The organism is Thalassotalea euphylliae, assembly GCF_042682785.1.
GTDB classification, from domain to species: Bacteria; Pseudomonadota; Gammaproteobacteria; order Enterobacterales; family Alteromonadaceae; genus Thalassotalea_F; species Thalassotalea_F euphylliae.
Genome location: NZ_JBHUIB010000012.1, coordinates 472,558 through 488,635, shown reverse-complemented (window position 1 = coordinate 488,635; position 16,078 = coordinate 472,558). Strand labels below are relative to the sequence as shown.

The window sequence follows — 16,078 nt, the reverse complement described above, 5'->3', positions numbered from 1 at the left end:
ACTTTCCTTCCTTTACGCTTTGCACTAAGTTCAAAAGAAGGTCTGGTTGAAACGTAAGTGAAAGAATATACATACGTATTCAATTTGGCAGTGCACCTAATATTAGCGGTAAGGTAAAGAAATATAGCGGTTTTTTGCGAACGCTACGTCTATATATTAATAAGCAATAATAATAACTATTTTCGGGGGAAGGTTTGACTCATCCAGATTCAAATTCAGCAGTGCAGGAAAACATGTTGTTTATCGTGCTCATCAGTTGTGTTGCCACCATTGGCGGCTTTTTGTTTGGCTTTGACAGCGGAGTTATTAATGGCACAGTAGATGGCCTGGTTACAGCATTTAATTCTGATGATATTGGTACAGGTTTCAATGTTGCCAGTATGTTATTGGGTTGCGCCGTCGGAGCTTTTTTTGCTGGACGTTTAGCTGATAAGTATGGACGAAAATCACTGCTGATCGTTACCGCAGTATTTTTCATTATCAGTGCATGGGGATCTGGCATTGCAAGTACGTCGACTAGCTTCGTCATGTTTCGCATCATTGGCGGTATCGCAGTGGGTGCAGCATCAGTTTTAGCCCCTGCCTACATCAGTGAAATAGCGCCTGCTCGACTGCGCGGCACACTGACCACCATTCAGCAAATAGCGATCATATCTGGGCTCTTCATCGCATTTGTCAGCAATTATTGGATAGCTAGTGTCGCAGGAGCGTCTACCGCAGAATTTTGGTTAGGATTCGAAGCATGGCGATGGATGTTCTGGATGGAACTCATTCCGGCGACCTTATTCTTTATTTTATTATTTTTTATTCCTGAAAGTCCTCGTTATCTGGTGATATCACAACAACAAGAAAAGGCAACGAATGTGTTGGCTAGATTGTACGGCAAAGAAGATGCTTCAAGACGATTTCAGGCAATAGATTCGTCACTTGCTAAAGATCATCACCAACCTAAATTAAGCGATCTGCTAGAGAGTGAATCAGGTAAAGTTAGACCTATTGTCTGGGTTGGTATAGGCCTCGCAACCTTTCAACAACTCGTAGGTATCAATGTCGTTTTCTATTACGGTGCAGTACTCTGGCAAGCGGTTGGCTTCTCAGAAGCAGATGCGCTGTTGATTAATATTATAAGTGGCGCAGTAAGTATAGCTGCTTGCGCTATTACTATGTATTTCATAGATAAAATAGGTCGAAAACCATTTTTAATGATTGGTTCGATTGGCATGGCGCTATCGCTATTAGGGTTAGTAAGCGCTTTTGCAAATGCTGGCACAGATACTGACGGCACCCTTACACTCGGAAGCATGGGAACATTTGCATTGATTGCAGCAAACGTTTATGTGTTCTTCTTTAACATGTCATGGGGCCCTGTGATGTGGGTCATGCTAGGAGAGATGTTCCCTAATCAGCTTAGAGGGTCTGGGTTAGCCATTGCAGGGCTCGCACAATGGCTATCTAACTTTGCCATTACCATGACCTTCCCAATGATGTTGGCTAGCGCAGGCTTGGCTGCAGCCTACGGCTTCTATACCTTATGCGCTTTTATATCTGTAGCGTTTGTCGCCAAAGCGGTATACGAAACCAAAGGCAAAGAATTAGAACAAATGGAAGGGTAAATAACAGTAAAATAATAAAAAGGCACCCTAGAGGTGCCTTTTTCTCAACATGATGTTAGGAACGTTTTCTTGTGAAGAACAACAAACTTGTTAACAGTAAAACAACCGTTGGGGGAGAAGGTATTTCGACGCCTCCAATGATACGCCCGTCTGGTAACCTAACCACAAAACCAATATCTGCAAAAGACGCTAGTGTCGTGTTAGTGATGTAATTTGGAATATCCAAAAAGCCAGTCATTAAGTCTCCTGCACCGCCTAGCCAATCTTCATCCCAGTGGCCATTAGCAGTACCTGGCCCTCCATCTAGCTCAACGGGAACAAAATTCGCAAAAGGGTCAAATTCTTCACGATACATTTCCAGACCGTATTGGCCGGTATACTGGCCAGAACCATTGTTATACACATCTTGATATCCTGGGAAAAATTCACCGATGGTCCAAAGCGTACCAAAGCCTATAACATGGGCCATTTCATGAAGAATAACATCATCAAATGCGCCAATATTTTCTAACGCCTGTGCATCGGCAGAATCAAATTCCATAATACCATCAGTGGCATAAAGATAATTAGTGCCAAGTACACCATTCGTTGGACCTGCTTGACCTAAAATACCGCCAGGGCCATCAATATTGGGTGCTGACGCATCAATAACCAAGTTAACGTCGATATCGTCTTGCGTGCCGATAAGAAAACTTTCCCAAGTAGCAATAGCTGAATCGAAAATGGCGACTTGACTAGCCGTTAAGCCAGCCCCATTAACGATTGATATGTTAAACATACCAGCAAACGCTGTAGAAGAGGTTGCAAGCGAAATAGCCGCTACTGCTGCAATTTTCCGTATTAATTTCATACTTACTCCGTCAATGTACTACTGTTAAATTTATGTAAAAATTAAAGCAAGTTTAGTACCGAGAAGTTTAAACAAACATTTACAACAAGTTAGATAAATTGAAATGACTCAACTAATGATCATTGTAAATACAATCGACACTAAAACGCTTTGATTTGACAATAACATTTGTCATATTCTGCTGCTATTTAACAGGCTGTAACCCTTTTTCCCTATTATCAAGAGCGTCTTCCAATTCAAAGCCACCATCGCGCCACGCCTTAGCGTCGGCTGGTGTGAACTTCTCAGCCGCCCAAGCCATTGCATCTTCCAAGTTGAAGTTAACATCACGCCAACTTGCGGCTTGCTCTGGCTTAAAATTAGCACCCGACCATGCCAAAATAGATTTTTGCTCAGTAAAGCCATTGGTAAGCCATTCCTGAACCTGTGGGTGCGATAAGCCAGCTTTAACATATGCCCCCACTTGTTCGACCGTCACGCCCATATCCTTCCAGGCGGCAATTTCTGACTCAGACATGCCTTTCCAGCTCGGTGCACTGGCACATGCTGCCAACATTACACTAAACGCAATAATTCCTAGTTTTTTCATACCCTTTCCTTATTTTTCTTACCTAAAAATAAGTGTAGTAAGCTTATGAAATATTGCGTAAATAATTAGCAAACTTATTACGTTTGAAAACTAAATTACATTACTCCCAAAACACGCTAACACTGAAAAAAGAAAGGCGCTTGAGCGCTTTCGAAAGAAAGTGAACTCAAGCGCCATAAAGCCATGTATATGGCTTACGTCACAACGTTTACGCAGCCTTTTTTATAGGCTCCTGTGCAGCTATCACAGGCGCTAGTCCTTTTGGCTTGCGCTCTGCCCACTGATGAATACCACCGGCTAAGAAAATAGCCAACAACCACCAGAATGCCGTGTAATCAGTTTCTACTGGATCGGTTTGCGCTTGCTCTTCCAACTTTTGGCCACTGACCTGTTGAGTTGCTTGTGCCGTCTGCGGGTTGGTCGGTTGTGCAAGTGCTTCAGCTAATGCTCGGGAAAGAGGTGCTAAACCAAAGCCTGCTGCCGTTGCATCCATGTACTCATTGAATTTTTCATTGTCTGTGGCAACGTCAAATTCAGCAGCAATTTCTGTGTAGGTTTCGACCATTTTTTTCAAGGTTTCTTGGTCAGCTTGCCAATACCCTTTGCGTACGGCTTCAATCATACGTTCTAGAATTTGCGCTAAGCTTTCCGGATTGGCCTGTTCGAAGAATTCACGCATGTCCATTTGGTACTTGTCTTCTACGTATACTTCAAAAAATTCTTGCCACTGGTCATCACGTATTGCTTCAGGCGTCATCACTTCCCAGCCCCACATGTTGTTCATGCGGTCTAAGATAGCAGTTGCACCTGCATAGCCAGAATCTTGCATCGCTTTTATCCATCGAGGATGGAAGTAACGGCTGCGCATTTCTTGGTTAACAAACTCATCTAATGTCTGTGTTTTCAGCTGATCTTTCTTACGTAAATTCGATACGTACATTTCAGGCGTTTCGCCATCCAAATGACGCACCGCTAAACCAATACCACCAAAATACTGAAACGGGTCATCATTGGTCATTAATGCGTAAAGATTGGTTGAACGAGAGAAAATAACGCCATCTGTGCCAGACAATACTTTGTTGTATAGCCCTTCTCCTTCACCAAAAACATCACCCACGTTTTCAGACCAACGTTTTTCGTCATGACCAAACGCATAACCCATACGATCTAGATAAAGATTTGCCAATTTATCATCGGTTTCCCATGTGTCAGACGCTAACGAACTAGCTGCTAAACCGGTACCGTAGTTCCCCGTTTCGTTAGAGAAAATACGAATAGAGGATAAGTAATCAGCGTCTTCTTCTGTTTTACCTTGCTCAAGTAATTCAGTACGAAGTGCATTAGCATGGCGATAAACAAAGTTATTTTCTTCCTTCATCTTCGCTACTTTATCAATCGCCTTCGCCATCCATAACATGACATTTGGGAAAGCATCACGATATAAACCCGTCGCTGAAATTACCACATCAATGCGTGGACGCTTCAATTCACTCATCGGAATGACTTCTGTATCCACCACATTTCCTTGACGATTCCACTTTGGCTTTAAGCCAAGCGCGTGAAGAATTTGTGCTTCAAGTGCCCCTTGATGACGCATCGTCTCAAGCGACCACAACGAGAACGCCAGTTTTTCAGGGTACTTGCCGTGCTTTTGAACGTACGCATCAATGGTTTGGTTCATCAAAGTAACACCCGCTTCATAGGCTTCCTTTGACGGTACTTTCGCTGGGTTAAAGCCAATTAAATTGCGACCTGTAGGCGCAGCTTGTGGATTACGGATAGGGTCACCACCATAACTCACAGGAATATAGTTACCTTCCAACGCAGACAATAAATTTGTGATCTCTGCAATGCCTTGGAAGTTATCCCAATACTCTTGTGCCAATGCTAAATCAGCCGTTAATTGTTCGTCTAACTCGCTCACTATTTCAGGTGTTTGTATAAATGCATCTAATAATTGGTAGCCTTCAAGCGCTTCCAAATTACGGACGTTACGCTCATCAAACTGCTCTGCTTCGTTAAGTGACATGCCATTTTCTTGCTCAAAAATAGCAGCTCGTTTAGTGAAATCATCACCCAGCATTTGCAACATCGTTGTATATAGGTGTGCATCTTTCGGCAACTGACCAAAAGTATGGATACCTAATGGCTGACTCATTTGTGCCAGCGCATTTAAGTGATCTTGTACTTTGGCAATTTGATTATCAAAATCTTGCTCAAATGTCGCTTTCTCCACTTTATTAGGACCAGAAGACAAGTCATTTAACATGTTTAATCTTTCTGACATGTTAATAATTTCAGCCTTGGTATTGGCTTTTGTTTGCCCTTCTTCAAGCATCATGTAGTTAGCTATTTTTTCATTGAGTTCAGCGACTTCGGTATAAAGACCTGCTTTCGCGAAACCTGGTGTTAAATGGCTAATCATCGTAGCGCGGCCGCGACGTTTTGCCTGCATTGCCTCGCCGACGTTATCGATAATGTAAGGATAGAAAACAGGTTTATTGCCAATCGCCAAGCTTGGCGCATCATAGACTGACAGCCCGCGTTCTTTACCCGTTAACCACTCTTGAGAACCATGCGTACCCAAATGAATGTAAGCGTCGGTGCCAAAGGTTTCACGGGCAAACAAGTATATTGCTAAGTAGCTGTGATTAATCACTGTTTTTGTTGAGTGATAAAGCGAAGAGTGCTCTTTAGCAGTTTCACCACGCACACCTTGCGGTAGAACAATCATATTGCCCAAATTCATGCGTGGAATAACAAATGCCTTAATCTGTTCACCGTTTACAGTCGTATCTCGTAACATCCCACTCTGTTCAGGTGTCCCCCAACGCTCAACAATAGGAGTTTTCACGCTATCAGGTAACGCGTTGAACCACGTAGTGTAAGTTTCAAGCGGCATGTATTCAGCCAAATCCTGCTCAATAAGCGCTTCCGCATCTTCGCCGCGATAGTATGGGCGCAATAGCTTACCCGCTGATTCAATTAAATACGCAGCGTCTTTAACATCGATGCTGTATCCCTGCGCTTTCATCGCTTGTGCGATTTGTTCGATGGATCTAGGTACATCTAAAAATGCCGCGCCAATATTCTTTTCACCTGGAGGATAATTCCAAATAAATGTCGCTATTTTTTTATCGCTATTTGCAATGTGTGCTAGATTCGCATGGTTATACGCACGTTCCACTAAAGCATTTAATTGATAGTCGATAACGACTTTAGCACCTTTGTCATTGGCAGCGATTATTGTTGGATCGGCGCTCCCCGTATCTTCAGGCATAACCAAGAAGAACGGTGTTAATGAAGGTGATATACCCGCGTTATCTGCTTCAAATTCCGCTTGAGTCCCTTCGGTGTAGTTCAGTGCATGAAGCACTGGTACACCTAGCTTCTCAAATTCTCCACGACGTTTTTCAACGTAGTGAAGTGAGCGGTAGTTGATCAGTAAGTCAACGCGGACGCGCTCTTGACCTGAAGCTCCATTTGGAGTTAAGTCGCTAGTCATCAACAGGTCAGTATAGTTGAGCGCTTCATCATTCCCTTCGAAAAAGAAACCAAACGCCTTAGCACCTTTTTGCTCTAGGCCTTTGATCATGGCATCTACTATTTGCTGTTGTTCGTAGTCAACAACACTTCGGTGAATACCAATGGCAATAACGGGTTGGTTAGCTTGTGGTGACAAGAAGGCGAAAAACGCTTCTTCATCACTGGTCACTTGTGTTTCAAACGCGTCACTCGACGCTAAGTCATAGTGATATAGGCCGACATTCGGTACTTCAACAGGGCTTTTAGCGATGTCATTGGTCAAGCCAAATACATCATTTGATAAATACACCATCAAATTTCGATAGTTAATACGACCCGCATTTTTGTAGTAGCTACCGACTGCTTGACGCTGCTTATCAGATAGTCCCTGATTCATTTTGTCATTCGACAAATCACCAAGAGACACAACCGGCACATTAGGAAATTCTGATAAATGACCTTGGTATTTAGCAAACATAAACTTAGATAACGCAGGGTTTATACCATCTAGCAGAATTAAATCAGCATTAGCCCAGTCGGCTTTTATGTCCTCTTCTGACTTTCCTTTTGTCGAATAGCTGACTAGATCAAATGGCTGATCTTTTGCCATTTCTAGTAATAAATCACCCTTAGGTTTTGATGCGTGCGACGACATCATCAATAACACTTGAGGCTTATCAGCTGCACTAGCAATGTTTGCAATGGTTAACATCATTAATAAGGCAACTACCATAAAGGCCAGCAAGATATATTTTGTAAATGACGCACTCAATACGAATTTATATTTGTAATCGCCGTACATTACTGTTGTTCCTTTCCGCTTTGAGAGGCATTAGCTTTCGCTTCATCACCTTCTGGCACATAGACAAAACTGCCATCTGCCATTTTATAAGCCACACCAGCGCGCATGCCTTCTCCGGAACCAATATCGCCGGTCGACTTATACTGTTTAATTTCTTTACCTTTCTTAACGATCATTTCCATATTCGGCTTGCCCGCATTTTTAATCACGGTTACATCATCGCTAGAGAATACGTTGAGTGGGTTTTGCGCCAGCGCGATAAGCAATGCCGCAATAATCACAAGAAATACATCAACTAAATTTACCGCACTAACAATTGGGTTTAGTTCTTCATCTTCATCAAGAAATCGCATTAGCCTTCGCCCTTGATTTTACGAATATTGATGAGTTCGTTAGCGCACCAACGCTTTTTCACAGATGCAGGCCAGAAAGTCAGTGAGGCTATAACAAGGCCCCAGATTACCGCGGCAAATGCGATGATTAAGTTTTCACTTATCCCTTGAATGTTACCGTCTGCTAACGCTTGCAGTGCAGGTCCCATAGGGATCATAGTGGCAATAAGACCCAACATCGGCGAAATACGCGTTACAATTCGCAGGTTTTCTAGTTGTTTGAGTGCAACCACTTCAAGTTCATCTTCACTTGCTGTTGGGTTTCTCACGAAATAGTTATGTATAGGGTATCCAGCTACCCAATCGCCTCGTTGTTCCTTAACTTGTTTTACGTAACTAACAGCGTTTTTCTTGCGCACAATCCACTGCGAAGCAAAGCGCCCTAATGCATAAACGGCATAGATAAGTAATGCCACGATAGTAAGAATGACAGGCGCCATAAGCAGTTCTGAGACTTGCGCCATTAACGATTCGATTGATTGAATATTCATTGTTATTAGATACCTCATAATTCCAAGCGAGCAGAATGTTATCTTACCGACCAAATTAATTCAAATAATAATTATTCTCATTTGTGTTTACTTTTAGTTTTTTACGTGTATTCTAAAAAGCGATTAGAAAATGCCAAGAGCAATCTTGGCGATTGAAGCCCGAGTGATACCGAAAAGGCAGTTGTATGTTTTAGGCGAACTATCCCCCTAGCTAGCCCAAAACATTTGCCTTGAGGTATCTTTTTTTAAGATGTAGGAAAAAGAATAATATGTTTAAGCCAACACCCAAGGTGCTAGCTTGTGCGGTAGCAACCGCGTTAACCTCACCACTTTCATTTGCAGACGACATAGCACCTGAAGCCACAGCGCAAGACATGGAGACAATTGTCGTGAGTGGTTCACGTAGTGAGAAAGCCCTTAAAGATGTTGCAGGAAGCATTTCAGTCATAGGTCAAGAAGAGATTGAAAAACAAGTGGTTACAGACATGAGCCAGTTGTTTAAATACGACCCTAGCGTACAAGTCACAGGTAAAGTTGGCCAAGCGCAAAACTTTAATGTACGTGGCATGGGTGGCGACCGAGTGCTTATCATTAAAGATGGTATGCGCATGAATGAAGGTTACGGTGCTGATGGTTTAAACGATATTGTAGGCCGTGGATTTATCGACACGGATACATTAAAACAAGTTGAAGTCGCCAAAGGAGCAGCTTCTTCTTTATACGGTTCAGACGCGTTAGGCGGCATTATTGTTTTCACAACTAAAGATGCGTCTGACTACTTAGCTGATGGTGATACCGTAGGTGGCCGTTTAAAAGCTGGCTATAGCGACATTGACAGCCAATACAACATTGGTGGCACATTAGCTGTCCAGCAAGGTGATTTTGAACATTTACTCAACGCAACGTTGCGTGATGGTGAAGAAGAACAAAACTACCAAGAGAGTGAAGAACCATTCACGATTGAGTCTTACTCAATCTTATACAAAGGTAAATACAACCTTTCTGATACCGATTACGTGAGCTTAACCGTTGACCTTTGGGAACAAGAAAACAAAGGTGACACCGCAAACGGCCTATTGGCTTACTTCCGTGGCTTAGAACCATTTGGCTATGTTGTTGATACGGAAAATTCAAAAACGGAAAAAACAACAGAGTCGTTTAAGTTGAGCTATCACGGCGAGAGTAACAATGGTTTTTATGACCGAATTAACTTGAACTTATACTCAAACACCAATGAGCAAATTGACAAAGAGTATGCGCTTTTAGATATCAATGCGCCGATGTTTGGTGTTATTGAAATGCGCGATATGTTCAAAAACTCAAGCTATGAACAAGAGACGATTGGTTTCTTGTCTAACGCGACACTTAAACTGAATAACATGCACACGCTTGGTTATGGTTTAGATATCGAAGAGTCAGAATCGAAGCGTCATGAATTTAAATTATATGAAGTAGAAGGCACACCTAAGCCTGGCTACCCTGAAGAAACGGACAAGTTCCCTAAAACTGAAACCTTTAGAGCAGGCTTGTTCATCAATGACGAAATTAGCATGATGGACGGTCAGTTACTAGTGACACCTGGTGTTCGCTTTGACATGTACGAAATGGATCCAAACGGCGCATTAAAGACGGATGGTACGGCGTTTAAAAAGTTTGATGAAAATCATACGTCTTTCAATCTTGGTGCACTTTATAAAGTGAATGATATGTTCAATGTATTTGCGCAATACGGTCAAGGCTTTAAAGTGCCTGCGTATGATTTAGCGTATATCGAACATTACAACCAAGCGACTTCTGAGTACATCTATGAAATCGTACCAAGTGACGACTTAGACCCAGAAGAAAGCGACACGTTTGAAATTGGTTTACGTGGTCATGTAGGCGATTTTGCTTTAAGTGCAGCTATTTACTACAGCGAGTACGAAAACTTCTTAACGACTGAGCTAATCAGCAGCGAAAGAGTGACCGATGAGAATGGTAACTTCTTATACCAGCACGATACATTCCAATACCAAAACTTGGAATCTGTGACGATTAAAGGTGCTGAGTTTGGCGCTACCTACTACCTCAATAATGAAATTTCATTATTTGCAAATGCATCATACCAAGACGGTGAAAACGATGAGACAGGTGACTACATCACCACAATTTCACCTTTATCAGGTATCGCGGGGATGAGTTACTCAGGCGAAATGTTTACGACTGAGCTTATTGTTAACTGGGCTGACAGAATGGATAAGGTCAACGAAGGCAACAAAGAAGTGGCAGGCTACGGTTCAGTTGACTGGTTATTGAACTATGACGTTACTAACGATATTACCGTGAACCTGTCTGTGACTAACTTGTTTGACAAAGAGTACGTAAGGTACTCAAGTGCTGCTGGTCATGCTGAAGATGATTCGTTTGAACATCTTGCAGAGTCTGGCCGCTCGTTTGCAGCGGGTGTGCAGGTAGCTTTCTAAAGGAATTTATACAGTTCCAAGCAGCTCACCATAGGGTGGCGACACGTGTGCCCTCATCGTCGTCGCCCTTTGGCTGAGCACCTTGCTTACTGTAAGTAATACCAATTGATATAAATATTTAACCAGCTCAGAGCTACTTCAGGAAAGTTAGAACAAAGCAAATTGATGCCGTTGTAGTTATTCTCCAACCAAGAAATTTGTGAAGTTATCACTTTCCTGACGAGCTCCCGAGGACGATTTTAAAAGACTCATATACAGCGTTATTGATTTTGACAAGGGAGTAACCCTTATCTGCAATTAATGCCTTGCCTATGAGTCTTTTAAATATCGCTGAGTGATAAAATATATAATTCAATTGGTATAAGAGTTTGTTTTCACAAATGCTCTCTGTGGAAACATACGGATACCCCAAGCTTGACCCAGTAAGGGGTATCACACTTTGACGGCGTGTAAATGGACTGGTGTTAGTTAAAATTTGCTCTCTTTTTTAAATGACATTGCTGTAGTCCCAGAACCTCGCAAAACCCTTTTGCCCACTCTTTTAGAGTGGGCTTTTTTATGCCTACTGGAAATTTCACCTCAGTGGTTTGAATGCAATCAAGCCTCTCTGACTTAATGTGTTTTTACGTATACCTGAATATCATCAATGCGCTGTGACTGCTCTGAAAACGCGACCAGATAAGAAAAACCATTACTTTCCACAGTTATTTGATTTTGCATGCGCGCTTTTACGTACTGATTAGGTATTTCTCTTTTAGGTTGACCCAAATATAGGCATTGGGTGCATTTAGGTTTACTGTGACGAGATTTACTCGACTCAAGCGTATATCGCAACATTCCATCCCGTAAGAAATCGACAATTAAATTGTCGCCATACACCCAGGTATCTTTGGTATCAGACTTTTGAATAGATAGCGTAGGCAATCCCAAAGCCGCAATCACATCAGCTTTGTGTAAGCCTGGCTTGCTTTCCAGTATACCTTGCTTCAGATCGAGGAAAGTTGCCTTATTTTTGGCTTTCGCAATCGTTGTCCAATCAAAATTCTTTTCACCTTTGATAAATACTGAAACACCGTCAAGCGTATAACTATTTACATTGTCGTGAAGGCCACTTTTGCGGATAAAGCTGAGCTGAGTGGTTTTCGTCTGGCTTTGCAGCGTCAGTTTATCGTTACGCAATTTCGGCGCCTTTAAGTTAAGTGATTCAGCGACTCGGGGTAGCGATTGCTCTAGCCGAATATCACCATTGATGGTTAATGACATTTCATCATATTCATCATGGTAAGGAATGCGGTTACTCAAATGAGGAGAAAGTAAGAATGTCGCTCGTTGAAAACCAACGACTTTATTGTTGTTGATAACAAACAACTGTTTACGACCATAAAAAAAGGCTTGTTTGGTTTTATCGATACTGACGATCGCAGATGGGTCACCTAACTGCTTCAATAGCTGCGCTTTAGAAATCCCTAATGGCATGCCCAAAACGTTGCCATTTACCTGGATATTTTCACTCAACAAACCTTCAGCTTTTGTTGTTTGCTGCGCCTGATCGACTTTTAGCATGTCGAACGCTATCTGGGTGCTAAATTTTTTGCCATGGTTTCTTGCACCATGCTGATTGTATTTAACGATACGATCATTAGGTTCGTTAATTTTTATGCCGTCGTCATCACACAATTTTATGGCTTCAGCACGCATGATATGCTTTTCTGCATCAACAGCGCGCCCTTTACCAAGTTTAAGTCGTTGCTTACTGCCTTTATATTCGACGATAGCAATGGCATCAGCACCTAACTTTTCCGCCCTTTGTTTTGCTTGTTCAGCCGCTTGTTCTGGCGTTCCTTTCGCTCCTTTAAAGCTGACATGACGCTTATATAGCATGGTTTCGTTATAGTTTTTGTCACCCTCGACAATACCGCTTCGGCCACTGACCATACCTAAGACTTTATATTCACAGTCGGGGTAGTATTTAAGAACAATTAAATCACTTTGTGGCGTAGCATCTTCTGTTGTAGAAGCGCAGCCAACAACAAGCAGTATGGATAATGTGGTAGCGAGTACTTTTAACGTCACAATAGTCCCTTATTATTATTTTGTTACATATTAAGCTACCCAAGAATCGGCGAGTATTCAACCACCACTAATCCTTCAATACCCGCCATTCATCATTCTTATAAAGTAATTCGCTGCATTTTATCGACAAATGCTTTAGCAAATCGTGCTGCCGACTTTTCATCCATATTGAAGTATAGAGAGGGCTCAATAAGCTCAGCTTCCATCAAAGCAAAGGAGTCTTGATACCTTACCAAGTCAACACGAGCGTAGAGTGGCATCGAGTCAATCGCTTCTAGCGACGCTTTAGCACAGCGCAATAATTCTGACTCAGGCTCGACGGATAGCAACTGACCACCATGCTCTTCTTGAACGCGAAAATCGTCTTTTTTAGGTGTTTTCAAAATAGCGTGGCTATAGTGTCCATCGAAATAGAACATAGAGAATTCCCCCTCCTCTATCACACTGTGCACAAACGGTTGCACCATGAAGTTACGTGTAGCGAACGCTTTCTCCATATCGGCTAATTTTGACTTATAGTTCGTTTTAGTGACCCAGAAGGTATTATCTGCATTCGCACTAATTCTCGGCTTGAATACAATTTGGTCAACACCTAAATCACTGAAGAACGTAGATATTTCATTCGCATCAAAAGACTCTCTCCAAATGGTGGGAACAATAGCGACTCCACTGTCTTCTAACTCTTTTAAATAAAGTTTATCGATATTCCAACGAACAATATCTATCGAATTTTCTAAATGGGCACTCGAGTTATCAATGTCTTCAAGCACCGTCATGAATGCGTCAGCATCATCTTGATAATCCCAAGGGGAGCGAATAACAACTGCATCATATTGATCCCAATTAACGTTAGGCTCCCGCCAAGACACCATTTCCATTTGCCAGCCCAGTTCTGCTAGCGGCTTTTCTAATAAGTCATCATATGCCTCAAAGTCGTCAAGGCTATCCATGGTTAATATTGCACAACGCTTCATGATTATTCCCAGATTATATTTTTTCTGAGTTTACGAGAATTTACGTAGCAACGGTAGCCACAAAATATATTTTATACACAGATTTATTCGTTTTTTGACAATACAGCGGATTTGTTATTTAGTAAGATAATTTCATTACTATGCTGTAGTTAATACGCTCTATTTATGCTCAAAGTAGACGAGTCTGTTCTTAAAGATATAGGCAGAGGATTTACTGTTCCTGCCCAACCCACCTTATTGCTAGCGTTGCAAGAAAAGGTTAGTGAGCCTGATCCTGATTTAGATGAGATTGCCGCTTTAATAGCGCAAGATGTTTCGGTCAGTGCGAAAATATTAAAGACGATTAATAGCCCAATGTACGGCTTAGCGCGCAGTATCGCTGATATTCCTAAGTCAGTGAAATACATTGGTATGAATGGCATTGTGACACTAGTAACAAGCAGTTTAATTCGCAGTAGCATCAGCCAAAAAGACTGCAGTATTGCACTAGAAGGTTTTTGGGATAATGCGACCAATATAGCGAATGCAGCCGTCTACATCGGCCAAAAGTTGAGACGTCGCGTCGCAAAAGAAAAGCTATTTACGTTAGGTTTATTTCATGACTGCGGCATACCTGTCATGGCAATGAAATACAAAGATTATCAAGAGACTCTTGACCATGCAGATAAAACGCCCAGTGAGCCATTACCTGATATTGAAGAAAGCGTTTATCAGGTTAATCACGCAACGATTGGGTATTATGTCGCAACCTCTTGGCGATTGCCGGTAGATATCTGCCAACTAATATTGCGTCACCACGATCGTGACTTTCTCGAGAAACTCGATGGTTCGGAAGAACAAACCTTATTTGCTATTTTGAAAATGGCCGAAAACATTGTACATGAGCACAAGTACTTTCGACCTTCATCGGACTGGGCATATGTCCAAGACAGCGTATTTACTGCACTAGACTGCGATGAGTATGACTTTCAAGATATTATGGAAGACCTTAACGAGAATATTGCATAAACCGCGCTAACGGCTTTTGCGATACACGCGCGGTTGCTGCTTGGCTTTTACCCGCAGATAAGCGATAGCAAACACAATAGATATACCAGCAAGTACCAAAATACCAATCAAATAAAGACGGTTTATTTCATGTTGATAGGTAAGTTGCTTTCTCGCTTTTTCAGCATTTAACCTAATCACTTCATTGTTTAACTTTGCTACACCAAGTACTTTAGCGGCTTGTTGCTGTTTTTGATATCGCTCATTAACAACGGCGATGTATCTATTCTGCACTTCGCTCGCTTTCTCCCAAGCTTTTTCGTTAACCAACCACATCGCAATAAATTCAAGCGTTACAGGGCGTGACATAGACGGTATATCAATATTCGCCAATGTCTCTTCATAGTGTCGCTTTGCACATTCAATTTTATTTAAGCGCAAACAAGCGATGCCTTGTAAAGAGGCTAACTTTTGCTGGAAAGAAGAAGAGTCTTGAGGAAACAAAGTGTTCGTCCGTTCACTCAACGCCATAACCTGCTCATAGTCACCTGCCTGAAAGGCATGGTGCATTTTTGCGTACGATAGTAAAAACGTTTCCCACACGCTGTTTTTGTCAGTCAACCGTTGTTCAAACTTTGCGATATGTTGATTCGCTATATTTAATTCGCCACTTTCTAGGTAGGCATCAATCATGTTGTAGAGGGTGACAAAGTAATCGTCAGCCTTCATTGCCTCACTAATTAATAGTGCCTGTTCCAATGCCTCTGCCGATAACTGATTTTGGTCTAACATGTAGTACACGTATGAAAGTTGGTTGTAGATGGTTAAGGCAATATAGTCATTTTCAAGTGCGGAAGCCTCTGCGCTTAACTCATACAAGCGCTCTAACGCATACGGCGTGTTGTCTGCATAGACATCACAAAACGAAAAATAGTTCAGCTCTGAGCGTATACGAAGTAAATCACTCGCGCTTTCATTTGCATGCACCATGGAGAGTTTAGCGATAGAACACGCATCAGGATGATCGGTGTTGTTCAGATTAATACTTTGCAAGATATAGGCATAAGACACGGTTTTCACTTCGAGACCTACCGGGTTTTGTAATAACGGTGCCATGATGCCGGCTGATTCTTGGTACTTGTCAGAACAGTGCAACTTAATGGCATTGACTAGCGCTTCATTGCTAGATTTGGGTGAAGAGAAAAGCGCTGGAAAATTCTTATCAGTCGTACTGCAAATGTGCGGATCTTCAACATCAACCTGTGCTGCGAATGCACGGATACTGAACAAAGATATCAACAGCATTAGGCATAGCGAATA

Annotated in this window: 11 protein-coding genes; 3 read left to right on the top strand and 8 right to left on the bottom strand. The window is 42.1% G+C overall.

Annotation, left to right across the window (positions count from 1 at the left end):
* Positions 1-233: 233 nt before the first annotated feature.
* Positions 234-1,613, top strand: a complete 1,380-nt coding sequence (locus ACFSJY_RS16630; protein WP_386038427.1) for a sugar porter family MFS transporter — start codon at positions 234-236, stop codon at positions 1,611-1,613.
* Positions 1,614-1,668: 55 nt separating this feature from the next.
* On the opposite strand, the gene ACFSJY_RS16625 is transcribed toward ACFSJY_RS16630, so the two are convergent.
* From ACFSJY_RS16625 to ACFSJY_RS16605, 5 genes are all read right to left on the bottom strand, one after another.
* Positions 1,669-2,463 carry a leishmanolysin-related zinc metalloendopeptidase gene (locus tag ACFSJY_RS16625; protein ID WP_386036854.1) on the bottom strand — a complete coding sequence of 265 codons (795 nt, stop codon included), beginning with the start codon at positions 2,461-2,463 and terminating at the stop codon, positions 1,669-1,671.
* A 184-nt stretch (positions 2,464-2,647) separates the two neighbouring features.
* Positions 2,648-3,052 (bottom strand): hypothetical protein, encoded by a 405-nt coding sequence (locus ACFSJY_RS16620; RefSeq protein ID WP_386036851.1) that lies wholly within the window; start codon positions 3,050-3,052, stop codon positions 2,648-2,650.
* Positions 3,053-3,260: 208 nt separating this feature from the next.
* Positions 3,261-7,379 (bottom strand): cobaltochelatase subunit CobN, encoded by a 4,119-nt coding sequence (gene cobN / locus ACFSJY_RS16615; protein ID WP_386036848.1) that lies wholly within the window; start codon positions 7,377-7,379, stop codon positions 3,261-3,263.
* Positions 7,379-7,732 carry a DUF2149 domain-containing protein gene (locus ACFSJY_RS16610; protein ID WP_386036845.1) on the bottom strand — a complete coding sequence of 118 codons (354 nt, stop codon included), beginning with the start codon at positions 7,730-7,732 and terminating at the stop codon, positions 7,379-7,381. The genes cobN and ACFSJY_RS16610 overlap by 1 nt, the downstream gene beginning before the upstream one ends.
* Positions 7,732-8,262 carry a MotA/TolQ/ExbB proton channel family protein gene (locus tag ACFSJY_RS16605; protein ID WP_386036842.1) on the bottom strand — a complete coding sequence of 177 codons (531 nt, stop codon included), beginning with the start codon at positions 8,260-8,262 and terminating at the stop codon, positions 7,732-7,734. The genes ACFSJY_RS16610 and ACFSJY_RS16605 overlap by 1 nt, the downstream gene beginning before the upstream one ends.
* Before the next feature lie 269 nt (positions 8,263-8,531).
* Between ACFSJY_RS16605 and ACFSJY_RS16600 the strand changes: the two genes are divergently transcribed.
* Complete coding sequence (locus ACFSJY_RS16600; RefSeq protein ID WP_386036839.1) at positions 8,532-10,724, top strand: TonB-dependent hemoglobin/transferrin/lactoferrin family receptor; 2,193 nt, start codon at positions 8,532-8,534, stop codon at positions 10,722-10,724.
* Between the two features lie 612 nt (positions 10,725-11,336).
* Here the strand turns inward: ACFSJY_RS16600 and ACFSJY_RS16595 are convergent.
* Together ACFSJY_RS16595 and ACFSJY_RS16590 are read right to left on the bottom strand one after the other, a co-directional pair.
* Positions 11,337-12,797, bottom strand: coding sequence for a hypothetical protein (locus ACFSJY_RS16595; protein WP_386036836.1), 1,461 nt, complete (start codon positions 12,795-12,797; stop codon positions 11,337-11,339).
* 98 nt (positions 12,798-12,895) lie between these two features.
* The gene (locus tag ACFSJY_RS16590; RefSeq protein ID WP_386036833.1) at positions 12,896-13,771 is read right to left on the bottom strand and encodes an ATP-grasp domain-containing protein; all 876 of its coding nucleotides are present in this window, start codon (positions 13,769-13,771) and stop codon (positions 12,896-12,898) included.
* A 165-nt stretch (positions 13,772-13,936) separates the two neighbouring features.
* Between ACFSJY_RS16590 and ACFSJY_RS16585 the strand changes: the two genes are divergently transcribed.
* The gene (locus tag ACFSJY_RS16585) at positions 13,937-14,779 is read left to right on the top strand and encodes an HDOD domain-containing protein (protein ID WP_386036830.1); all 843 of its coding nucleotides are present in this window, start codon (positions 13,937-13,939) and stop codon (positions 14,777-14,779) included.
* A 6-nt stretch (positions 14,780-14,785) separates the two neighbouring features.
* Here ACFSJY_RS16585 and ACFSJY_RS16580 read toward each other — a convergent pair whose 3' ends face one another.
* A complete protein-coding gene (locus ACFSJY_RS16580; protein ID WP_386036827.1) occupies positions 14,786-16,063 on the bottom strand; it encodes a hypothetical protein in 1,278 nt (425 codons plus the stop codon).
* Positions 16,064-16,078: the final 15 nt, after the last annotated feature.

Bases quoted from the DNA above. Each gene is read 5' to 3' on its own strand.
- ACFSJY_RS16630 (WP_386038427.1), top strand. From the start codon at position 234: ATGTTGTTTATCGTGCTCATCAGTTGTGTTGCCACCATTGGCGGCTTT.
- ACFSJY_RS16610 (WP_386036845.1), bottom strand. From the start codon at position 7,732: ATGCGATTTCTTGATGAAGATGAAGAACTAAACCCAATTGTTAGTGCG.
- ACFSJY_RS16620 (WP_386036851.1), bottom strand. From the start codon at position 3,052: ATGAAAAAACTAGGAATTATTGCGTTTAGTGTAATGTTGGCAGCATGT.
- cobN (WP_386036848.1), bottom strand. From the start codon at position 7,379: ATGTACGGCGATTACAAATATAAATTCGTATTGAGTGCGTCATTTACA.
- ACFSJY_RS16600 (WP_386036839.1), top strand. From the start codon at position 8,532: ATGTTTAAGCCAACACCCAAGGTGCTAGCTTGTGCGGTAGCAACCGCG.
- ACFSJY_RS16585 (WP_386036830.1), top strand. From the start codon at position 13,937: ATGCTCAAAGTAGACGAGTCTGTTCTTAAAGATATAGGCAGAGGATTT.
- ACFSJY_RS16625 (WP_386036854.1), bottom strand. From the start codon at position 2,463: ATGAAATTAATACGGAAAATTGCAGCAGTAGCGGCTATTTCGCTTGCA.
- ACFSJY_RS16605 (WP_386036842.1), bottom strand. From the start codon at position 8,262: ATGAATATTCAATCAATCGAATCGTTAATGGCGCAAGTCTCAGAACTG.
- ACFSJY_RS16590 (WP_386036833.1), bottom strand. From the start codon at position 13,771: ATGAAGCGTTGTGCAATATTAACCATGGATAGCCTTGACGACTTTGAG.
- ACFSJY_RS16580 (WP_386036827.1), bottom strand. From the start codon at position 16,063: ATGCTGTTGATATCTTTGTTCAGTATCCGTGCATTCGCAGCACAGGTT.